Origin of the sequence: Massilia horti, assembly GCF_004614195.1 — a bacterium.
Taxonomy (GTDB): Bacteria; Pseudomonadota; Gammaproteobacteria; order Burkholderiales; family Burkholderiaceae_D; genus Telluria; species Telluria horti.
Genome location: NZ_SPUM01000137.1, coordinates 20756 through 41971 on the forward strand (window position 1 = coordinate 20756; position 21216 = coordinate 41971).

The 21216-nt window shown below is 62.2% G+C and carries 14 protein-coding genes; 10 read left to right on the plus strand and 4 right to left on the minus strand.

Annotation, left to right across the window (positions count from 1 at the left end; translation table 11 throughout):
- Positions 1-83: 83 nt before the first annotated feature.
- Both E4O92_RS21115 and E4O92_RS21120 read left to right on the plus strand, forming a co-directional pair.
- Positions 84-575 carry an Hcp family type VI secretion system effector gene (locus tag E4O92_RS21115; protein ID WP_135191638.1) on the plus strand — a complete coding sequence of 164 codons (492 nt, stop codon included), beginning with the start codon at positions 84-86 and terminating at the stop codon, positions 573-575.
- Between the two features lie 11 nt (positions 576-586).
- Positions 587-1111, plus strand: a complete 525-nt coding sequence (locus tag E4O92_RS21120) for a penicillin-insensitive murein endopeptidase (protein ID WP_135191639.1) — start codon at positions 587-589, stop codon at positions 1109-1111.
- A 729-nt stretch (positions 1112-1840) separates the two neighbouring features.
- On the opposite strand, the gene E4O92_RS21130 is transcribed toward E4O92_RS21120, so the two are convergent.
- Both E4O92_RS21130 and E4O92_RS21135 read right to left on the minus strand, forming a co-directional pair.
- Positions 1841-2014, minus strand: coding sequence for a DUF2158 domain-containing protein (locus tag E4O92_RS21130; RefSeq protein WP_167759852.1), 174 nt, complete (start codon positions 2012-2014; stop codon positions 1841-1843).
- A gap of 171 nt (positions 2015-2185) precedes the next feature.
- The gene (locus tag E4O92_RS21135) at positions 2186-3361 is read right to left on the minus strand and encodes a Swt1 family HEPN domain-containing protein (protein WP_135191641.1); all 1176 of its coding nucleotides are present in this window, start codon (positions 3359-3361) and stop codon (positions 2186-2188) included.
- 1286 nt (positions 3362-4647) lie between these two features.
- Here E4O92_RS21135 and E4O92_RS21140 point away from each other — a divergent pair.
- From E4O92_RS21140 to E4O92_RS21160, 5 genes are all read left to right on the plus strand, one after another.
- Entirely contained in the window at positions 4648-6987 is a 2340-nt protein-coding gene (locus E4O92_RS21140; RefSeq protein ID WP_229483639.1) for a M1 family metallopeptidase, read from the plus strand.
- A 137-nt stretch (positions 6988-7124) separates the two neighbouring features.
- Complete coding sequence (locus E4O92_RS21145) at positions 7125-9515, plus strand: M1 family metallopeptidase (protein ID WP_135191643.1); 2391 nt, start codon at positions 7125-7127, stop codon at positions 9513-9515.
- Positions 9512-10048 carry a DUF6702 family protein gene (locus E4O92_RS21150; RefSeq protein ID WP_229483641.1) on the plus strand — a complete coding sequence of 179 codons (537 nt, stop codon included), beginning with the start codon at positions 9512-9514 and terminating at the stop codon, positions 10046-10048. The genes E4O92_RS21145 and E4O92_RS21150 overlap by 4 nt, the downstream gene beginning before the upstream one ends.
- A 176-nt stretch (positions 10049-10224) precedes the next feature.
- Positions 10225-12270 (plus strand): TonB-dependent receptor, encoded by a 2046-nt coding sequence (locus E4O92_RS21155; protein ID WP_135191644.1) that lies wholly within the window; start codon positions 10225-10227, stop codon positions 12268-12270.
- Between the two features lie 56 nt (positions 12271-12326).
- Positions 12327-13079, plus strand: coding sequence for a 2OG-Fe dioxygenase family protein (locus tag E4O92_RS21160; RefSeq protein ID WP_135191645.1), 753 nt, complete (start codon positions 12327-12329; stop codon positions 13077-13079).
- A 433-nt stretch (positions 13080-13512) separates the two neighbouring features.
- On the opposite strand, the gene E4O92_RS21165 is transcribed toward E4O92_RS21160, so the two are convergent.
- Positions 13513-14748 carry a DUF1501 domain-containing protein gene (locus E4O92_RS21165; protein ID WP_135191646.1) on the minus strand — a complete coding sequence of 412 codons (1236 nt, stop codon included), beginning with the start codon at positions 14746-14748 and terminating at the stop codon, positions 13513-13515.
- A gap of 15 nt (positions 14749-14763) precedes the next feature.
- Positions 14764-16377 carry a DUF1800 domain-containing protein gene (locus E4O92_RS21170; protein WP_135191647.1) on the minus strand — a complete coding sequence of 538 codons (1614 nt, stop codon included), beginning with the start codon at positions 16375-16377 and terminating at the stop codon, positions 14764-14766.
- A gap of 172 nt (positions 16378-16549) precedes the next feature.
- Here E4O92_RS21170 and E4O92_RS21175 point away from each other — a divergent pair, with 172 nt between their 5' ends.
- Genes E4O92_RS21175 through E4O92_RS21185 form a run of 3 tightly spaced genes read left to right on the plus strand, consistent with a single transcriptional unit; the run spans position 16550 to position 21176 of the window.
- Positions 16550-16900, plus strand: a complete 351-nt coding sequence (locus tag E4O92_RS21175) for a DUF3147 family protein (RefSeq protein ID WP_135191648.1) — start codon at positions 16550-16552, stop codon at positions 16898-16900.
- Between the two features lie 15 nt (positions 16901-16915).
- Positions 16916-18049: an efflux RND transporter periplasmic adaptor subunit gene (locus tag E4O92_RS21180; RefSeq protein ID WP_135191649.1), complete on the plus strand. Its 1134-nt coding sequence runs from the start codon at positions 16916-16918 to the stop codon at positions 18047-18049.
- 10 nt (positions 18050-18059) lie between these two features.
- The gene (locus E4O92_RS21185) at positions 18060-21176 is read left to right on the plus strand and encodes an efflux RND transporter permease subunit (RefSeq protein ID WP_135191650.1); all 3117 of its coding nucleotides are present in this window, start codon (positions 18060-18062) and stop codon (positions 21174-21176) included.
- The last annotated feature ends 40 nt before the right edge of the window (positions 21177-21216 follow it).

Sequence of the window (21216 nt, forward strand, 5' to 3'; positions counted from 1 at the left end):
CACGTAGCTTGACGGTCGCCAACGCCCCTCTGCTAGGGCCAAGGAACAATGTTCGCTGGGTTCAACTTGGCATGGAGGAAGACATGGCGACGGACATTTATCTGAGCATCGATGGTATTAAGGGCGAGTCAGCCGACTCCACTCACCAAGGGTGGATCGAGCTTACTTCAGCACAGTGGGGCGTGAATCAGCCACGGAGCGCAACTGTGTCGACAGGAGGCGGGCACACCGCCGAACGCTGCGAACACCGAACCCTTGCGATCAGCAAGCTCGCGGACCTCGCCTCGCCAATCCTGATGCAGACCTGCTCGATGGGCAAGACAATACCGAAGGTCAAACTGGAGTTCATGCGCGCAGACGGGGATGGCAAGCGCGTGAAGTATTACCAAGTCGAACTGGAAAACGTCATGATCGCCAACATGGAGCAGATGGTTCATGGCGGAGGCATCCTGCACGACGAAATCGGGTTGCGATTCTCCAAGATCAAATGGACCTATACTCAGCAAAAAATCGGCGGCGGAGCTGGCGGATCGACTATGGGCGGATGGGACCTCGCCTGCAATAAGTGCGCCTGACGGAGGCTCCCATGTCAACCGAATGGGCAATCGAAGACGACGACAAGTGCCCCGATCCGCTCCGTCCTCGCCCGACTAAGGATTCGCGTGGCTTCTTCATGCTCCCGCAGGCCCCGATGGATTCTGGGTACTATGTCTACGGCGATCTCTACAAGAAACCGGCCAAAGGTGCATACCAGTACGCGCACCCAGCCATGATGACGGCGATTTTTCGCGTTGCGCTCGAGTGGCAAGCCCGCGACAACCGACGGATCGGGATTGGGGACATAAGCCTTCCGGGAGGCAGGGAGACTCCGGATCACGACTCTCACAGGAGTGGGCTGGAAGTGGATGTGCGGCCGTTGCGTAAAGACGGCCTCGAACTTCCGGTATTCTGGTGGGACGCGGAGTATGACAAGGAAGGAACCGAGAAGCTAATCGAGTTGTTCAGGACATTCGCTCCAGTCGTCTACATCTTGTTTAACGGCCCCGATATTCCGTTTGTAAGGAAAGCGAAGAAGCACGACCACCATTTTCATGTGAAGCTTCGAGGCTGAGATGCATAAATCTACCCTTCTGACTCTGGGCGCAGTTGCAATCGTGATTTCACTTGCGCATGCCGCCGATCCTTCGTCCGACCCTTATGGACTATGGAAACCACTCCAGGGTGCGATCTACAAAATCCATTCCGGCATAGTCGCAGATCGGACACCGCCAACCGGCACCGACCGAAAGCTGACTGTCCTTGTCGACGGCAAAACTGCGAAAGACATATTCGACTCGATAGGCCCTGACCTACCTGAAACGTGCAGCGGGGAGACAGGTGACCGGATGCGGGACAAGCAGGGCATTCATTGCAGCTATACCGCCGAACACAAGGGTACGAAGGACGGCCCTTATCGATGCTGGATCGGACTCGATCTTCGTACTGGTGAGAGCGTTGGGACCGTCAGTTGCTGAATCGCGCGGGAAAACGGGGGGCCGTTCCTGCAATCCGTCAAATCATAACTGACCCCGTGCCTCGGACGTGCCTCGACGGCGTTTCTCCGTAACTCTGATGGCGTTATGCCGGAATCGCGTCCCATGCGGCCTTGCCGATGACTCCCCAGTTGTAGAAGCCATCTGAGATAGCCTAGCTAAGGCCCTGCTTCTCTATCCATTCGATAGACAGATCAGGACGTAGCGATGAGAATTTGGAATGATGTTAGAGCCGATCTCATCATAGAACAACTGAACAGGAAACCCACTGTCGAGCGTTCGACAGCGGGGCCTGAGGCGCTATACAGTTACCAAGCCGGGGTGAACTTTTCGAGCGTAGCCCGCACAAACGTGTCCCGCATCACCTTCTTCTCTTGCATCCACACGCAAGTAACGGTTTCACTTTCCATCTTCTCAACCGTCATCACGTCGCCGCCGCTTTTCAGTTGCACCGTATCACCAACTTCGAACTCGCCTGCCATGACATTCTCCTTTGATGTTGCCTGAAAGACATTTTTCGGGTGCAGCATATATAGTTATTAACTACTGCAATTCAAGACCCTTCGTAACTAACTATTTACTGAGTCTTCTGTCTGGACAATGTGGTGTTTTCCCATAAAAGAGCTAGCCATCCTACCATCGAATGTGCTCCCTTAAAAACCCCAAGATGGATTCGAAACCGACGATGGCATCCAGGGATAATGAGCCGTCGCACTGACGAAATCGTGTGCGTATTGCGTACGCTCGCCCCAAAACTCAACCTCATCAACATCGGTCAAAGTTGTTTGCAACTGTTGCAATTGGACACTCCAATATCCTTGCCCATTCTGGGCCCGTTTGTACATTGCTGTGGCAGATTTTACTTCTACGAGATCTCCCCTCGCCAAACTATCCTGTGATACGAGTTCCGTTTCATTATCTATTTTTAAGGAAGCATCGCGGATTTCATTCGCGATTTCATTTAAGGCCGCTGTCAAGGTGGCGCGTGGAAAGATAAGACTTATCCGTTTTTTTGTAACAATATTATTCTGTTCATCAAGAGTGCCGTGAGTAGGTGCCTCGCATACATAGACACAGTTTTCTCTAATCGCTTTGCACGTGGCGAGAATTTGCGATGTTCTTATATTGCCAACAGAGTAGCTGAAATACTCCTCACCATACTGTGTTCTCTTGAGCACAGGCACCTTGTAGCCCAACTCCACTCTGATCCAGTTTTGATCCCTACTAAAAAACAAAGAAGTACTAAGATGCTCGTTCCCGATCGATTTTAACTCCTTGTACCACCCCTCGTCCGAATTTGACGGAACAACTTGGGAGAGCGAAGTTAGTTGCGTTAGGCAGTCCTCTATTTGAAGCAATACATGCTTAGAGTTTTGCTTGATCAAATCAATATCGTCCTCCTTCAACGGACGGAAATGTGCGAGGGAGTTCCTTACTGTACCAATCTCTTGCAGTTTTGTTAGTATGATCGACTTACTAGCTTTAAAATACGGTCCAAAATACTTCCAATAAGCTTCTGAAGTGATGATTTGTGTCAGCTCCCCGCTATTTAAGTAAAGCATCGGCGACGACACCTCATAGCCAAGGTAGCCATGCTCCCGTGCTTGCGCAATGCGTTTTTTCGTCTCCGTTCGTATCGTGGCACCTTCTGAAATAGCGGCTGAGTCCCATTTGCCCTGCAACTCTTTTTTAAGAATTACGTAGACAAAGATCCGTAGCGCGTTTTCAAAACGAAAAAGGATATTTAGCGCTTCGTAATAATATAGATGCAACCACCTATCAGGTATTTTCGTTGCACCCTCGTTGACTGTCGCACTCTTCCAGTCCATATTCGTTATGCTCCTTGTTCGCTCAAACAGTTCCTATTACCTGCGTTGCTTCTCGGCATCTCAACTGTTGCCGCATGCTTGTCGGAAATCCTTTGTATTTGAACAAGTTTAACAGAAAGATAAGACTGCCACGACGAAAAGTAAAAGTACCTTGCAGAAGACTTCGGCCCGCTGTGATGGGCTTAGGAGATGTGACTCATAGTTTCGCACTGAACGACTGGCAAAAGCGATTTTCGTGGCGTATTCCAACAGACGATCTACATCTTCAAGCAGCCGGGCATCGGCGGCGAGGTGCGCCGGCACCACGACGCGACCGATGCGCGGACGGTCTACTCGGCGGGCAACTGGCTTCAGCGCGATTCGAGCTTTCCGGTTCGTGGTTTTGGTTGAATTCGCCAGCCGGACGAGTACGAAGCGCGCCGCTTGTCTACTTGGTGGCCAGCGAAACCTGGCAAAGTGAATAGCGCCGCGCTCAGCAACTCACCAGCCCAAGGCTCGCGCCGGTCTTAATGTCGAGTCCTATCCAACACCGATACGGGCCGTCCTTCGTCCCCTTGTGGTGCGAGTGATATGAACAGAAAATGCCGCCCCTGTCCCTCGCCCGATCGCCTTTCTCGCCGCTGCACGTCATCGGGAGATCTGGACCGATCGAATCAAACACTTCCTTTGCCGCTTGACCGTCGAACAAGATCGAGAGTCTGTGATTCTTTGCTGTCACAGGCTGCTTGTCTGCAAGTGTGCCGCCGTGGATTAGATACACCGCACCTTTAAGTGATTCCCACCCTCCGAACGGTTCAGCAGAATGCACATATGCAAGCGAAAGTGAGCCAGCCGCTACAAGTAACCAAGTGATAGCGCGCATGTCAACCTCGCATGTTGAGTTGTACGTTGAACGGAGATTCTTGCTCGGCTGTGCGGCAACAACGTTGGCTGAGGTCAAGGGACAGGTCAACAGGCAAATTCCTACGACGCACGATCAGCCATTTTGACGCTGAGGGAGCTAATTGCAGCGTACGCTTCAGCGGTTGCAGCTCGCTCGACCTCAATTCGGTACTCGCTATTAGAACAAGAAATAGGGGTTTTTCCGTAACTATTAGTAGTGACACGCCAGTCATTCGGTTCGAAGACCCGCGCAGTCAACACATATGCCCCTTGTAACAACCCTGTTACAAATCTAACGAACACTTACAGAAGAGGTGCGTCTAGAATATTTTCTTCTTTTCAACCTCAAACTCAGGGTAAATATGATACGTTTGCCTCTCGGGCTAGCGACGTTGTGCCTCGCGATGTCCGCAATCGCCGCCGAACCGCCTCGTACCAACTTCGACGACAAGTTCCGCCAGCTCGAAGAACTGCTGCCCACTCCGAACACGATCCGCACCGCCTCCGGCGCGCCGGGTCACGCCTATTGGCAGCAGCGTGCCGATTACACGATCCGCGCCACGCTCGACGAGGCAAACCGCGCGATCACCGGCGCCGAGACCATCACGTATCACAACAACTCACCTGATACGCTGACCTATCTGTGGGTCCAGCTCGACCAGAACATCTACAAGTCCAATTCGGACTCGCGCACCAGCGCAACCATCAGGTCGAAGGATGCGTGGAGCCAGCCGCGCGGCCCGGAAGAAGGCATGAAGTTCGATGCGATGCGCACGTTGATGGAAGCGCGCACTTTTGACGGCGGCTTTAACATCAAGAGCGTCAAGGATGCCAACGGCCGCCCGCTCAACTACGTCATCAACCGCACGATGATGCGCATCGACTTGCCGCAGCCGCTCAAGCCCGGCTCGCGCGTGGCATTCTCGATCGAGTGGCACCACAACATCAACGAGCAGAAGGTGCTCGGCGGCCGCTCGGGCTATGAAAAATTCGACGACAAGAACGACCTGTTCGAGATCGCCCAGTGGTTCCCGCGCATGGCCGCGTACTACGACGTGTACGGCTGGCAGCACAAGCAGTTCCTCGGCACCGGCGAATTCACGCTCGAATTCGGCGACTATGACGTGCAGGTCACCGTCCCGGCCGACCACATCGTCGCCTCCACTGGCGAGCTGCAAAATCCAGACGCGGTGCTCACGCCAACCCAGCGCCAGCGCCTGCAGCAGGCGCGCACCGCGACCAAGCCGGTCGTGATCGTGACCCAGGACGAAGCGGAAGCAAAGGAAAAGACCCGCGCCGCCGGCACCAAGACCTGGCACTTCAAGGCCAAGAACGTGCGCGACTTCGCGTTTGCGTCGAGCCGCAAGTTCATCTGGGATGCGCAGGGCTACAAGAAGGACTCGACCAACGTACTGGCGATGTCCTACTACCCGAAGGAAGGCAATCCGCTGTGGGAGAAGTATTCGACCCAGGCCATCATCCATACCATCGACCAGTACAACAAGTACTCGTTCGACTATCCGTACCCGGTTGCGATTTCTGTGAACGGCCCGGTCGGCGGCATGGAATACCCGATGATCTCGTTTAACGGCCCGCGTCCGACCAAGGACAAGAAGACGGGCGAGATCACCTACTCCAAGCGCTCCAAGTACGGCCTGATCGGCGTGATCATCCACGAGGTGGGCCACAACTACTTCCCGATGATCGTCAACTCGGACGAGCGCCAGTGGACCTGGATGGACGAAGGCCTGAACAGCTTCGTGCAGTACCTGGCCGAGCAGGCGTGGGAAGAGAACTACCCGCTGTCGCGTGGCGAACCGCGCGCAATCGTCGACTACATGAAGAGCGCCAACCAGCAGCCGATCATGACCAACTCGGAATCGATCTCCGCGCTCGGTCCGAACGCCTATGCCAAGCCGACTGCCGCGCTGATCGTGCTGCGCGAGACGGTGCTGGGCCGCGAGCTGTTCGACTTCGCGTTCCGCGAATATGCTCAGCGCTGGAAGTTCAAGCGTCCGACCCCGGCCGACTTCTTCCGCACGATGGAAGACGCCTCCGGTACGGACCTGGACTGGTTCTGGCGCGGCTGGTTCTACACCACCGATCGCGTTGACGTGAGCGTGGACGGTATCAGCGAATACCAGATCAGCAGCAAGGATCCGGAGATCGAGAAGAAGTGGAAAAAGGCCCAGCGCGATGCCGAGCCGATTTCGATCACCGACCAGCGCAACAAGGGTACCTTGCCGCGCCGCGTGGATGCGCATCCTGAGCTGAAGGACTTCTACAACGAGCATGACGACTTCACGGTCACGAACAAGGACCGCAACAAGTACAACGAGGCGGTGGACGGCCTCGAAGACTGGGAGAAGGCGCTGCTCAAGGAAGGCAAGCACCTGTACCTGGTCGACTTTTCGAACGTGGGCGGGCTGGTGACGCCGCTGGTTCTGGAGATCCAGCTCGCGAGCGGCAAGAAGTACATCGAGCGCATTCCGGCCGAGGTATGGCGCTACTCGCCGCAGAAGATCACCAAGCTGATCATCACCGACGAGCCGATGGTGAGCCTGACCCAGGATCCGTTCTGGGAGACCGCCGACACGGACGTGAGCAACAACTCGTGGCCGCGCAAGGCAATGCCGTCGCGCCTGGAACTGTTCAAGACTCAGCGCGAACAAAGCGACATGATGAAGGACTTTAACGAGAAGCTCAAAGTCAAGGAAGTCAAAGAAGCCAAGAAGGCTGAGTAACCACCGTAGGGTGCGCACCAGTGCGCACGCGGTACGTTCGCATGCAGATGACTCGTGTATGCAAAGGTACCGCGTGCGCACAGGTGCGCACCCTACGTTTTTTTAAAGTCAGTATTACACTCCGCACCAACACCAAGATGAACCTCAAACGCCTGCCATCCAGCCTCGCCGCCCTGTCCCTGCTGGCCGCCGTCACCGCTTCCAGCTTTGCCGCTGAACCTTTTGACGATAAGTTCCGCCAACTCGAAGAGCTGCTGCCAACGCCGACGAGCGTGCGCACCGCCTCGGGTGCGCCGGGCCACGCGTACTGGCAGCAGCGCGCCGACTACAAGCTGCGCGCCACGCTCGACGAGGCCAATCGTTCGGTGACTGGCGCGGGCACCATCACCTATTACAACAACTCGCCGGACACGCTGAACTACCTGTGGATCCAGCTCGACCAGAACATGTTCCGGGCCGATTCCGACAACCGCAACATTTCGACCATCCCCTCGCGCGACGCATGGCGCACTGGCGCCGACGGCAAGGGCGGCATGCAGTTCGACGCTGCGCGCTTCCTGTTTGCCAGCCGCGATTTCGATGGCGGGTTCAAGATCAAGAGCGTGAAGGACGCCGACGGTCGCCCTTTGAAGCACGTGATCAACAAGACCATGATGCGCATCGACCTGCCGCAGCCGATGAAGCCGGGCACGCGCGTTTCGTTCAGCATGGAGTGGAGCTTCAACGTGCCCGAGACGAAGGTGCTGGGCCGCCGCATGGGCTTCGAGCGCTTCGACAAGGAAGACAGGAACGACCTGTTCGAGATCGCGCAGTGGTTCCCGCGGATGGCCGCTTACTACGACGTGGCCGGCTGGCAGAACAAGCAGTACCTGGGCGACGGCGAGTTCACCCTCGAATTCGGCGACTACGACGTGGAGCTGACCGTCCCGTCCGACCACATCGTGGCGGCCACCGGCGTGCTGCAGAACCCGAACGACGTGCTCACCGCTGCCCAGCGCGACCGCCTCAAGCAGGCGCGCACGGCAACCAAGCCGGTGGTCATCGTCACCCAGGCCGAGGCCGAAGCAGCCGAAAAGGCACGCGCCAACACGACCAAGACCTGGCGCTTCAAGGCCGCCAACGTGCGCGACTTTGCGTGGGCCACGAGCCGCAAGTTTATCTGGGACGCGCAGGGCTTCAAGAAGGGCAGCACCGACGTGCTGGCGATGTCGTACTACCCCAAGGAAGGCAATCCTCTGTGGGAGAAGTATTCGACCCAGGCGATCATCCACACCATCGACAGCTACAATAAGTACTCGTTCGACTACCCCTACCCGGTCGCGATTTCAGTGAACGGCCCGGTGGGCGGCATGGAGTACCCGATGATCTCGTTTAACGGGGGACGTCCGACCAAGGACAAGAAGACCGGCGAGCTGACGTATTCCAAGGCCACCAAGTATGGCCTGATCAGCGTGATCATCCACGAGGTGGGCCACAACTACTTCCCGATGATCGTCAATTCCGACGAGCGCCAGTGGACCTGGATGGATGAAGGCATCAACAGCTTCATGCAGTTCCTGGCCGAGCAGTCGTGGGAAGAGAACTACCCATCCAAGCGTGGCGAGGCGCGCGCGATCGTCGACTACATGCGCAGCAAGAACCAGGTGCCGATCATGACCAACTCGGAGTCGGTGCTCCAGCGCGGGAACAACGCCTATGGCAAGCCGGCCACCGCGCTCAACGTGCTGCGCGAGACGGTGCTGGGCCGCGAGCTGTTCGACTTCGCGTTTCGCGAGTACGCGCAGCGCTGGAAGTTCAAGCGCCCTACCCCGGCGGACTTCTTCCGCACGATGGAAGACGCCTCCGGCACGGACCTGGACTGGTTCTGGCGCGGCTGGTTCTACACCACCGATGCGGTCGACGTAAGCGTGGACGGCATCACCGAATACCAGATCAGCAGTAAGGATCCCGAGATCGAGAAAAAGTGGAAGAAGGCCCAGCACGACGCCGAACCGATTTCGATCACGGACCAGCGCAACAAGGGCACCTTGGCGCGCCGCGTGGACGCACATCCAGAACTGAAGGATTTCTACAACGAGCACGACGACTTCACCGTGACCAACCGCGACCGCAACAAGTACAATGAGGCGGTCGACGGCCTGGAGGATTGGGAAAAGGCGCTGCTCAAGGAAGGCAAGCACCTGTACCTGGTCGACTTTTCGAACCTCGGTGGGCTGGTCACGCCGCTGGTGCTGGAGATCCAGCTCGCGAGCGGCAAGAAGTACATCGAGCGCGTGCCGGCCGAGGTGTGGCGCTACTCGCCGAAGAAGATCACCAAGCTGATCATCACCGACGAGCCGATGGTGAGCCTGACCCAGGACCCGTATCTGGAGACTGCCGACATTGACGTCAGCAATAACTCCTGGCCGCGCAAGGTGAACCCGTCGCGCCTTGAACTGTTCAAGACCCAGAGCGAGCAAGGCGACATGATGAAGGACTTTAATATGCCGCTCAAGAAGACCGGCGACAAGGAGAAGGCAGCACAATGAAGACAGGCCGTAGGGTGAGCAAGGCGGTATTGGGGCGCGCGCATCTGCGCGCCCTGCGGGCAACCGTCTGCGCAACCTTGTTTTCGCTGGCCGGCGCAGCGTGGGGGCACAACTTCCACGCCGGGATCACGGACATTACGTTTAACGAGAAAACCGGCAGCACCGAAGTCGTGCACACCTACATGGCGCATGACGTCGAGGCGCTGCTGATGAATGCCTACCAGCGCCAGTTCGACCTGACCCAGCCGGAGGACCAGGACATACTGCGCCGGTACGTCGAAAAGCAGTTCTGGCTGCAGGGGACGGACAAGGCCAGGCTGCCGCTGCGCTGGGTTGGCATGACGATCGATGCGCAAAGCGTGATGATCTATCAGGAGGCCGAGAAGACGCCATTGGCGAAGACCGCGGCCATCCATGACGCGGTACTGATCGACTTCCTGGTCGATCAGGTCAACACCGTCAATTTCAGCGAGGCTGGTAAGGTCCGCACCTTTACCTTTGATAGTAAAACCGCTGACCAGCCGGTCCGTTAGACTCGGCTCACGCATCGCGTAGGGTGGGCGGGTTTCCCGCCCACGCGTTCAACGAACACGGAACCCGTTCGGGTATGGCCGGCTATCGCTGAACGCGTGGGCGTTCGGCCGGGCACTGCCCAGCCTCACCCTGCCCACCCTTCGAAACTACGAAACCCACACGACCTCCAGGAGAGATGTCTATGCTTCGCCCACTCCCCTGCGCGCTTGCAGCGCTGTTTGTCCACGCTTCGGCACAAGCCGACGACTTCGTGATCCAGCGCGTGCTGATCGAAGGCGCGCGAGCCAGCCAGCTTGGCATCGCGGAATCGGCAAGCGCCGGCAGCGTGAGCCAGAAGGACTTGGCGCTGCGCGCGATGTACAGCCCGGGCGAGCTACTGGAAGCGGCACCGGGCGTGATCGTCAGCCAGCATAGCGGCCAGGGCAAGGCCAACCAGTTCTACCTGCGCGGCTTTAACCTCGACCACGGCACCGACCTGGCCACCTGGATCGACGGCATGCCGGTCAACCAGCGCAGCCATGCGCACGGCCAGGGCTGGACCGACCTGAACTTCTTGTTCCCGGAACTGACCGCGCGCCTCGATTACGCCAAGGGGCCTTACTCGGCACGCCAGGGCGACTTTGCGTCAGCCGGCAGCGCCACCATCACCTACGCCAACCGCTTGGTTCAGAACGTGGCCACCGTCGGCATCGGACAGGACGGCTTTGTGCGCACTGCGTTGGCCGGGTCGCCGGAGCTTGCCGGCGGCAGCCTGCTGTATGCGCTCGAAGTGCTGCACAACGACGGCCCGTTCACCCGCCCGGACGACTACCGCAAGTTCAACGGCGTGCTGCGCTACAGCCGTGGCTACGCCAATAACGGCTGGAGCGTGACCGCCATGGCCTACCGCGGGAGCTGGAACTCGACAGACCAGATCCCGCAGCGCGCAGTCGATACTGGCCTGCTGGACCACTTCGATGCGCTCGATCCGACCGATGGCGGCATGGCAGGGCGCTACAGCCTATCCGGCATCTGGCGCCGCACAACGGCCGACTCGGCGTCGAAAGTGAGCGCTTACCTGATCCGCAACCAGCTCGACCTGTATTCGAACTTCACCTACTTTCTGGAGGACCCGGTGGGCGGCGACCAGTTCAGCCAGCCGGACCGGCGCGTGACCACGGGCGCGGACGCGTCGCACACCTGGCACATGCATCGCGGCGACCAGATGGCGTCCGACCTGACCGTCGGTGCCCAGCTGCAGAGCGATAACGTGTTCAACGGCCTGTACGACACCCGCGCGCGCCGGCGCCTGGCGACCACGCGGGAGGATCACGTGGTCGAATCCAGCCTCGGCCTGTTTGTCGAGAACGCGACGCGCTGGAGCGAGGTGCTGCGTACCGTCGCAGGGGTTCGCGCCGACAGCTATCGATTCAAGGTCGCCAGCGACCGCCCTGAGAACTCGGGGCGCTCGTCCGCGCGGCTGGTCAGCCCGTCGCTCAGCGTTATATTCGGACCGTGGGCGCAGACCGAGTTCTACGCGAACGTCGGCAACGGCTTTCACAGCAATGACGCACGCGGGACTGTCGCCACCGTCGACCCCAAGTCGGGCGAGGCGATCAGACAGACGCCGGGCCTGGTGCGCTCGCACGGGCTGGAATTCGGCGTGCGGACCGAAGCGATCCCCAAGAACCAGACCACGTTCTCGCTGTACCGGCTCGACTTCGATTCGGAGCTGACCTTTGTGGGCGACGCCGGCACCACCGAGGCCGGGGCGCCGAGCCGCCGCTACGGGATCGAATTCTCGAACTACTACAAGCCGCTCAAGTGGCTGTCGGTCGACTTTGACGCCGCCTTCGCGCGGGCACGCTGGCGCGGGGACGCGCCTGAAGGCAGCTATATCCCCGGCGCGGTCGAGGGCGTGGCACAGTTTGCGCTCACTATCGACAGGCTTGGCCCGTGGTCGGGGGCGCTGCGGCTGCGCTACTTCGGGCCGCGGCCGCTCGTCGAGGACAACAGCGTGCGCTCGAAGGCGAGCGTTACGCTGGGCGGACGGGTCGGCTACCGGATCGCCAAGGACGTTCGGCTTGAGCTTGAAGGGTTCAACCTGGCCAACCGGCGCGACGCGTCCGTGTCGTACTACTATGCGTCGCGCATGCAGGACGAAAGCGTGGCGCATGAGGACGTGCATTTCCATCCGATCGAGCCGCGCACCTTCCGTCTTACGCTGGTCAAGAACTGGTAGCTGCCCGCGGGGGCCCCGCCGCACGGTGAGCAGCAAAAGGTGCTACGCTAGCAAGCATGACTAGCTCTGAACCACCCTACACCGATCCATCGCGCGTGGCCGACGCGCTGCGCACCGAAGGCTATGCACTGCTGCGCCCCGCCGACGTGGCGCGCCTGGCCGGCTGCACCCTCGACGAACTGAAGACGCTGGCGCCAAGCTGGGATCGGCTCGAACTCGACAACTACCTCAAGGACGGCGGCCGCTACCGGCGCCGCCGCCACTCCTGCTTTATCGACAGCGGTGGCCAGCTCACGCAGACGGCGCACCGCGCGCACTGGCAACCGATCGAATACAACGCCCTGCACGGCGGCATGCACAGGCTGTTCGAGCCGATCGAGCCGTCGACCATCGCCGAGCCTGCGTGGGACCGCTTGCTTAAGGCGCTCGGCGAAATCTGTGCACAGGCAAAGGACGCGCGGCCGTGGTACGTGGAGGCGCACCAGTTCCGCATCGATACCGCGGGCGGCATCGGCCGTCCCACGCCGGAAGGCGCGCACCGCGACGGGGTCGACTTTGTGGCGGTGATCCTGGTCGATCGCGAGAACGTCAAGGGCGGCGAGACGCGGGTGTTCGAGGCCAACGGGCCGCAGGGTAAGCGCTTTACCATGTATGAACCGTGGACTTTGCTGCTGCTCGACGACGCGGCGGTGATCCATGAGACCACGCCGATCCAGCCGGACGGCGCGGATGGCCATCGCGATACCCTGGTGCTGACGTGGCGGGCCGGGGCGTTCCAGGGTGAGGATGGCGGGCAAGGCTCCGAATAGGGGGTAGGTGGTGGTGGACGCCGGCGGTATGCAAGCGTACTGCCGAAGCCCATAGCCGTGCCACATCGTAGGGTGCGCACCTGTGCGCACGCGGTTCGCGAACGCAGCGTTGTGAAGCGACAGCCGCGAGTCGGTATGCCGTGACCGCGTGCGCACTGGTGCGCACCCAACGATCTGCCCAAGCCCGTGTCCCTCATTCGACCCTACGGCAGCAGGCGTAGGGTGCGCACCTGTGCGCACGCGGTTCGCGAAAGCAGCGTAGCCGCCATGGTTCAGCACCGCACACAAAAAAACGCCCGCGGGCCTTGCGGCGGGCGGGCGGCAATCCAAGTTTTCGGAGAAAACTGGAGGAGACAGCTTCAATATAGTCCCATTTATTGTGCAGTGCAATACCGTAGAACTACTATAGCGTCTCTCCTACAAACATTTCGGATCAAACGCCATACAGCTGGAATCCCGGATTCTTTTGCGGCATTGCGGGAAAGACCTTTTCCAGCTGCTTGTCCGACAGCCGCAGGTGCCGTTCGGCCACCTGCGCCAGCACCGAACGGAAGTCGGTCGTCACCTGCAGGTCGCGCCCTTCATTGAGCGCGCGGTCGTCCACGCCCGGCCAGTCGCCGTAGACCTTGCCGCCATTGACGCGCCCGCCCAATACCCACATCACATTGCCGTGGCCGTGGTCGGTGCCGCCGTTGCCGTTCTCGCGCGCGGTGCGGCCGAACTCGGACATGACCAGCACCGTGGTGTCGTTGAACAGGGAACCCAGGCGCTGCGCCAGCACCGCCAGCCCCTGCCCCAGCGGGGCCAGCCGGTTGGCCAGCTGGCCGGTGCCGGCGCCCTCGTTGACGTGCGTGTCCCAGCCGCCCAGCGCGACGAAGGCGAGCTGGATCTTGGGGTCGTTGCGCATCAGCGTCGCCAGGCGCGCGGCGTCATCCGGAAAACCGTTGGGCAGCGGGGCGCCACGGTCAGCCGCCCGCATCTCGGGGCTTTCGGCGGCCGCTTCCAGCACTTCCCGGTGCGCGTTCCTGCCGTCGACGTAGGCGCGGCCGAAGCGCTCGTGGTTTTCATAGAGCTGGTCGAAGGCCTTGCTGATGTTCGGCCGGTCGAGAAGGTCGGCCCTGGTGGCGGCCGGCCCGTTGGGCAGTGTGATCGCCGCCGCGCTGCCGGACAGGATGCGCGGCATGAGCGGTCCGATGCCCAGCAGGCGGCTCGGGGTCGAGGTGCCGGGTAGCTGCGCCACCAGCCGGTTCATCCAGCCGTCGGCCGTGCTCTTGCGGCCCGGGGTGCCCGATTCCATGTAATCCTGGGCGTCGAAGTGCGAGCGCGTGGCGTCGGGCGAGCCGCTGGCGTGCACAAAAGCGAGCTTCTTCTCCTGCCACAGCGGCTGCAGGCTGGCCAGCGCCGGGTGCAGGCCAAAGTAGCCGTCCAGGTCGATGGCGCCGTCCGGTTTGCCGGGCGCAGCCAGGCCGATGTTCGGGCGCAGGCGCAAATAGTTTTGGTCGGCGACCGGCGCCACCACGTTCAAGCCGTCGACTGCGCCGCGCAGCATCACCACGACCAGCTTCTGTTTGGTCGGGTTGTCGGTGGTGGCGGCCCAGGCGCTGCGCCCTACCGGCACGATCAGGCTGGCGCCCATGCCCAGCGCGTTCAGAAAGTCCCTGCGTTTCATGTTCTCGTTCCCAGGTTAGTGCAGCATGAAGTCCGGGCTACCGAGCAGCATCGCTGCCCGTAGCTCACCCGCGTTTTGCGCCACGATGTCCGCCGTGCGTTTCGAGATCGCCTCGCCCAGTGCAGCCTGCAGTGTGGCCGGGTCGAGCGGTTTCGCGTTTTTCACGGCGGCCATCGCCGCGGCAGAGACGGGGGCGCTCATCATGGGAGCGCCAGGCGCCGTCGTCGCGGCCATGCCCGGCGGGGCGCTCGAGGCCATGGTCGCTGCCATCTGCAGTTCCGACTGCGGCATTGAAATCCCCGTGCGGCCGGAGGCGAGCGAGGTGGCGAACGTGATGCGGCGGCTCAGCGAGTCGGGCGCGAGCCATGCGTCCTGGGTGTTCTTGTAACCGTCCGGCGTGACGCAGCCATACAGCGGCATACCCAGCTGGTTCAGGGTATTGACGATGGGCCCGATGTTCAGGACCGGGGTGCCGCTCGCGCGCACGGCGGAAATGACGAACTGGTACGGGGTCTTGAACTTGGCGCCGACCGTGTCCGCCGCCATGAATTCCTCGCTCTCGAACAGGGTCTTGAGCACGGAACGGATATCGCCGCCGGTCTGCCGCCAGGTTTTGGTCATGCTCTCGACTAGGGTCGCGGGCGGCGTGTCGCTGACGAAGTACTGCGCCAGCTGGTAGCTGATGTGGCGCGCCGTGGACGGATGGGCGGCCAGCACGTCCAGTGCCATCTCGCCTTCCTGCTGGCCGCGCGGCTGCACCTCTACGCCGAGCCAGTTCTTGGTGCCGTTATCGTGGCGCTTCGCATCGAAGTAGAAGGTCTCGTTCATGGTCACCAGCCGGCGCTGGTCGAAGGTCCAGCCGGTGAGCATGCGCGCAAGTTCGGTCACATCCTTCTGGGTGTAGCCCGCGTCCACGCCGAGCGTGTGCAGCTCCATCAGCTCGCGCGCGTAGTTTTCGTTCAGGCCGCGCACCTTGGGGTTCGGGTTGCCCCTCTGCCCGCGCGGTACGAAGCCGTTCGCGGTCGACTGGAAGTTATCGAGGTAGAACAGCATCGCCGGGTGGTGGGCGGTCGCGCGCAGCAGGTTGCGGAACGAACCGAGCGCGTTTGGCCGGATCGCGTCGCGCTCGTAGCTGGCGATCAGCGCGCGGTCGATTCCCTTGCCGGAGAAGACGTTGAAGTGGTTGAACCAGAAGTCGACCATCACCTCTTCGAGCTGGCGCGGGCTGTCGATGGCGCGCAGCAGCCGCGCCTCGGCGGTCTCGCGGGCGATCCGCTGCTGCGCCAGGCGACGCTTTTCGCGCACGCTGTCGTCGTCGTCGCGCTTTTGCATCTGCAGCTGCGCGTATTCGCCCACCAGATCGCCAGCGCGCGCATTCGCCTTCTCAAGCCCGGCCAGGCGCGCGGCGAGCGCTTCCGGGTACGGGATCGATTCAGGATGCAGCTGGCTTTCGATGTAGCGCTGTACGCCCATCTGGGTGACGCGCTCGATGTCGCCTGGCTTGGGGCCGTAGCCCAGGCGGTTCAGGACATGCACGGCCTGCTGCTCGGCCGTAAGCGTGGCCGCGTGCAATGGCAGCCCGACGGCGAGTACCGTGGCTGCCAGGATGAGGCGGATTGAAGTTTTCATGATCGCCGTTCTGTTGTTGTTGTGGTTGTTCAGTTATACCCCCGCTGCAACGCACCGAGATGCGTTCCTGGTATCAACTGTAAGCAATTGTAACCGAGCACCAATTCAATCAATGTATTGATCTAATCCAGCCTTTGGTACACTGGCGAGCTCAACCTTCGCTACCCGCAAAATGCCCTGGCTCATCACCAAATACCTGATTACCGCCGCCGTGGTTGTCCTGGTCTCCGAAGCGGCCAGGCGCAGCGACAGGCTGGGCGGCTTCATCGGCGCGCTGCCGATCGTGACCCTGCTGACCCTGGTCTGGCTGCACCTGGAAAAGCAGCCGGAATCGAAGGTGGCCAACCACGCCTGGTACACCTTGTGGTACGTGATCCCCACCCTGCCGATGTTCGCCGCCTTCCCGTTTTTGCTGGCGCGCCTTGGGTTCTGGCCGACGATGCTGGCCTCGGTGCTGATTACGGTAACTTGCTTTGGCCTGTTCGCGCTGGCGATGAAGCGCTTCGGAATCCAACTCCTGTAAGGCACTGGACTAACAATGACCCGTACCCTCAAGAAGCCCGCCCCCCTGCTCCTTGGCGCCGCCGGCGCCGCCCTGCTGCTGACGCTTGCCGCCACGCGCCGCGCCGATGCGCTCGACAAGGCGGCACCGGCCCCCAAGCCAGCGCTGACTGTCACCACCACGCGCCCGGCCAGCGCCAGCCTGCCGATCCGGCTTGCCGCGAACGGCAACGTGGCGGCATGGCAGGAAGCGGTGATCGGCAGCGAATCGGCCGGGCTGCGCCTCGACGAGGTGCGGGTGAACGTGGGCGACATCGTGAAGAAGGGCCAGGTGCTGGCGGTCTTCTCGTCCGATAGCGTGAACGCCGACCTGGCGCAGGCACGCGCCGCGCTGCAGGAGGCCCAGGCCAATGCGGCCGCGGCAGCGGCCGACGCGGCGCGCGTCAAGAAGCTGGACAGTTCCGGCGCGCTGAGCGAACAGCAGATCGCGCAGTACATGACGCTTGACCGCATCGCGGTGGCGCGGGTCGAAGCGGCCCGGGCGGCGCTGGCGCAGCAGCAGCTGCGCCTGAAATACACCCAGGTGGTGGCGCCGGACAGCGGTGTGATCTCGGCCCGCAGCGCGACCGTGGGCGCGGTGGTCGGCGTGGGTACGGAACTGTTCCGCCTGATCCGCCAGGGCCGTCTCGAATGGCGTGCCGAAGTGACGGCGGCGGAACTGGCGCGCATCAAGCCCGGCGCCACGGCCATGGTCACCGCGGCCAGCGGCAGCGAAGTGACCGGGCGCGTGCGGATGGTCGGACCGACCGTGGACGCGCAGACGCGCAACGCACTGGTGTATGTCGACCTGCCGGTGGCGCTGGCGCCCAACGCGCCGTTCAAGGCCGGCATGTTCGCCAGCGGCCGGTTCGAGCTGGGCGAGTCCAGCGCGCTGACCGTGCCGCAGCAGGCGGTGGCCGTGCGCGACGGCTTTTCGTACGTGTTCCGCCTGAACGCGGATAGCCGGGTAAGCCAGCTCAAGGTCACCACCGGCCGGCGCATCGGCGATCGGATCGAAGTGGTGGCGGGCCTTGCGCCCGATGCGCTGGTGGTGGCCAGCGGCGCCGGCTTCCTCAACGACGGCGACCTGGTGCGCAACGTGCCGGCGCCGCAAATCGCGTCCGCACGCTGAAGGAGCCAGGGTGAACTTCTCCGCGTTCTCGATCAGGAATCCGATCCCGGCGATCATGCTGTTCGCCCTGCTCACGCTGGCGGGCCTGTTGGCCTACAAAGCCAACAAGGTGCAGGACTTCCCCGACATCGAGCTGCCGCTCGTGACCGTCACCGCCTCGCTCGACGGCGCCGCACCGGCACAGCTGGAAACCGAAGTCGCGCGCAAGATCGAGGATTCGATTGCGACGCTGCAAGGCGTCAAGAATATCTTCACCACGGTGCTGGACGGCGTTGCCACCATCACCGTCGAGTTCGTCCTGGACAAGGACCTGTCGGAGGCGGTCAACGACGTGCGTGACGCTGTCTCGCGCGTGCGCGCCGACCTGCCGGCCGAGATGCGCGACCCGAGCGTGACCAAGACCGCCATCGCCGGCCGCGTGGTGAGCACTTTCGCGCTTGAAGCCAACCCGAAGAGCGGCGCGCGCGTGGACGACCAGGACCTGAGCTGGTTCGTCGACAATACGGTGACCAAGCGCCTGCTGGCGGTGCCGGGCCTTGGCGCGGTCAAGCGCGTGGGCGGCGTGTACCGCGAAATCCGCGTGGAGCTGGACGACGCGCGGATGGCGGCGCTGCAGGTGTCGGCGTTCGACGTGTCGCGCCAGTTGCGCAGCGTGCAGCGCGAATCGCCCGGCGGGCGCGGCGACGTCGGCGGCGCCGAGCAGTCGGTGCGCACCATCGCCACCGTGCAGACCGCCCAACAGCTGGCGCAGCTGGACATTCCGCTGCCTGACGGGCGCCATGTGCGGCTGGACCAGGTGGCCAAGGTGCAGGACACGGTGGCCGAACCGCGCGCCATCGCCGAGCAGGACGGGCGCAAGGTGGTCGGCGTGGAGGTGTTCCGCACACGCGGCGCGAGCGAACTGGATGTCGCGAGCGGGGCGCGCGCGGCGATGTCGCAACTGCAGAAAGAGCACCCGAACGTCGTACTGCGCGAGGTGATCGACAATGCCGCGCCGGTGCAGGACGACTTCGAGGCCTCGATGGAGATGCTGTACGAAGGCGCGCTGCTGGCGGTGCTGGTGGTCTGGTGGTTCCTGCGCGACTGGCGCTCGACGCTGGTGGCCGCGGCCGCGCTGCCGTTGTCCGCGATTCCGGCCTTCCTCGGCCAGTACCTGTTCGGCTACACCCTCAACGGCGTCACCCTGCTCTCGCTCGCGCTGGTGGTCGGGGTGCTGGTGGACGACGCGATCGTCGAAATCGAGAACATCGCGCGCCACCTGCGGATGGGGAAAACGCCGATGCAGGCCGCTCTGGACGCCGCCGACGAGATCGGCATGGCGGTGATCGCCACCACCTTCTCGCTGGTGGCGGTGTTCCTGCCCACCGCCTTCATGAGCGGCATCGTTGGCAAGTTCTTCAAGCAGTTCGGCTGGACCGCGACGCTCGCGATCCTCGCCTCGCTGCTGGTGGCGCGGCTGCTCACACCGATGATGGCGGCCTACCTGCTCAAGCCGGCCAAGCAGCGCGAGGAAAAAGACGGCCCTTTGATGCGCCGCTACCTGGACGCGATGCGCTGGTGCCTGCACCACCGGTGGCTGACCACCGCCGGCGCGGCCGCGTTCTTCGCCGCCTCGATCGCGCTGACATTCCTGCTGCAGACCGGCTTCGTGCCGCCGGGGGACCGCTCGCAAACCCAAATCAGCGTCGAGCTGCCGCCGGGTTCCACGCTCGCCCAGACGCACGCCCTGGCGGAGCAAACGCGCCTGGCCGCAATGAAGGTCAAGGGCGTCAAGAGCATCTTCAGCTCGATCGGCGGCGGCTCGAGCGGCGACGCCTTCGCTCCCGGCGCCGCGGCCGAAGCGCGCCGCGCGGTGCTGACGGTGATCACTGTCCCGCGCAAGCAACGCAAGGAGAGCATAGCGGACATCGAATCCCAAATCCGCACAATGCTCGACCCTATTCCCGGCGCGCGTTTTTCGGTCGGCGCGGCCGACACCACCGTAAAGATGCAGCTGGTGCTGCGCAGCGATGACCCGGTGGCGCTCGAAACGGCGGCCCGGCAAGTCGAGCGCGAACTGCGCACGCTGCGCGGGATTGGCAACATCCGCTCGAGCGCGGCGCTGGTGCGGCCCGAGATCATCGTGCGCCCGGACTATGCGCGCGCCGCCGACCTTGGCGTGACCGCTGCCGCGATCGGCGAGACCGTGCGCGTGGCAACCGCCGGCGACTATGATGTCGCGCTCACCAAGATGAACCTGTCCGAGCGCCAGGTGCCGATCCGCGTCAAGCTGCCCGACGCCGTGCGCGCCGACCTCGACGCCATCGGCCGCCTGCTGGTGCCCGGCGCGCGTGGACCGGTCATGCTGGCCAACGTCGCCACCATCAGCATGGAAAGCGGCCCGGCACAGATCGATCGCCTCAACCGCAGCCGCAATGTGACCTTTGAAGTGGAACTATCAAGCCGCTCGCTGGGCGAAGCGAACGAGGAAGCGCACGCGCTGCCGGCGATCAAGAACCTGCCGGCGTCGGTGCAGGTGGCCGAGCTTGGCGACGCGCAGGAGATGCAGAACCTGTTCGCCAGCTTCATCATTGCGATGCTGATCGGGGTGATCTGCATCTACTGCGTGCTGGTGCTGCTGTTCACCGACTTCATGCAGCCGGTGACGATCCTGGCCGCGCTGCCGCTGTCGATCGGCGGCGCGTTCGTGGCGCTGCTCATTACGGGGAGCGCGCTGTCGATGCCGTCGATGATCGGCCTGATCATGCTGATGGGGATCGTGACCAAGAACTCGATCCTGCTGGTGGACTACGCGATCCTGGCGCGCAAGGCGGGCATGCGCCGCTTCGACGCGCTGGTCGACGCCTGCCACAAGCGCAGCCGGCCGATCGTGATGACCACCATCGCGATGGGCGCGGGCATGCTGCCGCTGGCGCTTGGCCTGGCGGGCGACCCGAGCTTCCGCTCGCCGATGGCGATCGCGGTGATCGGCGGCCTGATCACCTCCACGCTACTGAGCCTGTTGGTGGTGCCGGTGGTGTACAGCATCGTGGACGATTTGCAGGACTGGCTGCGCGCGAAGGTGCGCGGCACTCGTCGCACGCCGCGTCCGCGCATGGACAAGCCGGTGGAAACGTCGGTCGAATGACCCGGCGCGTCAGCTCGATCGAAAATGCTGGCCTAGCGTC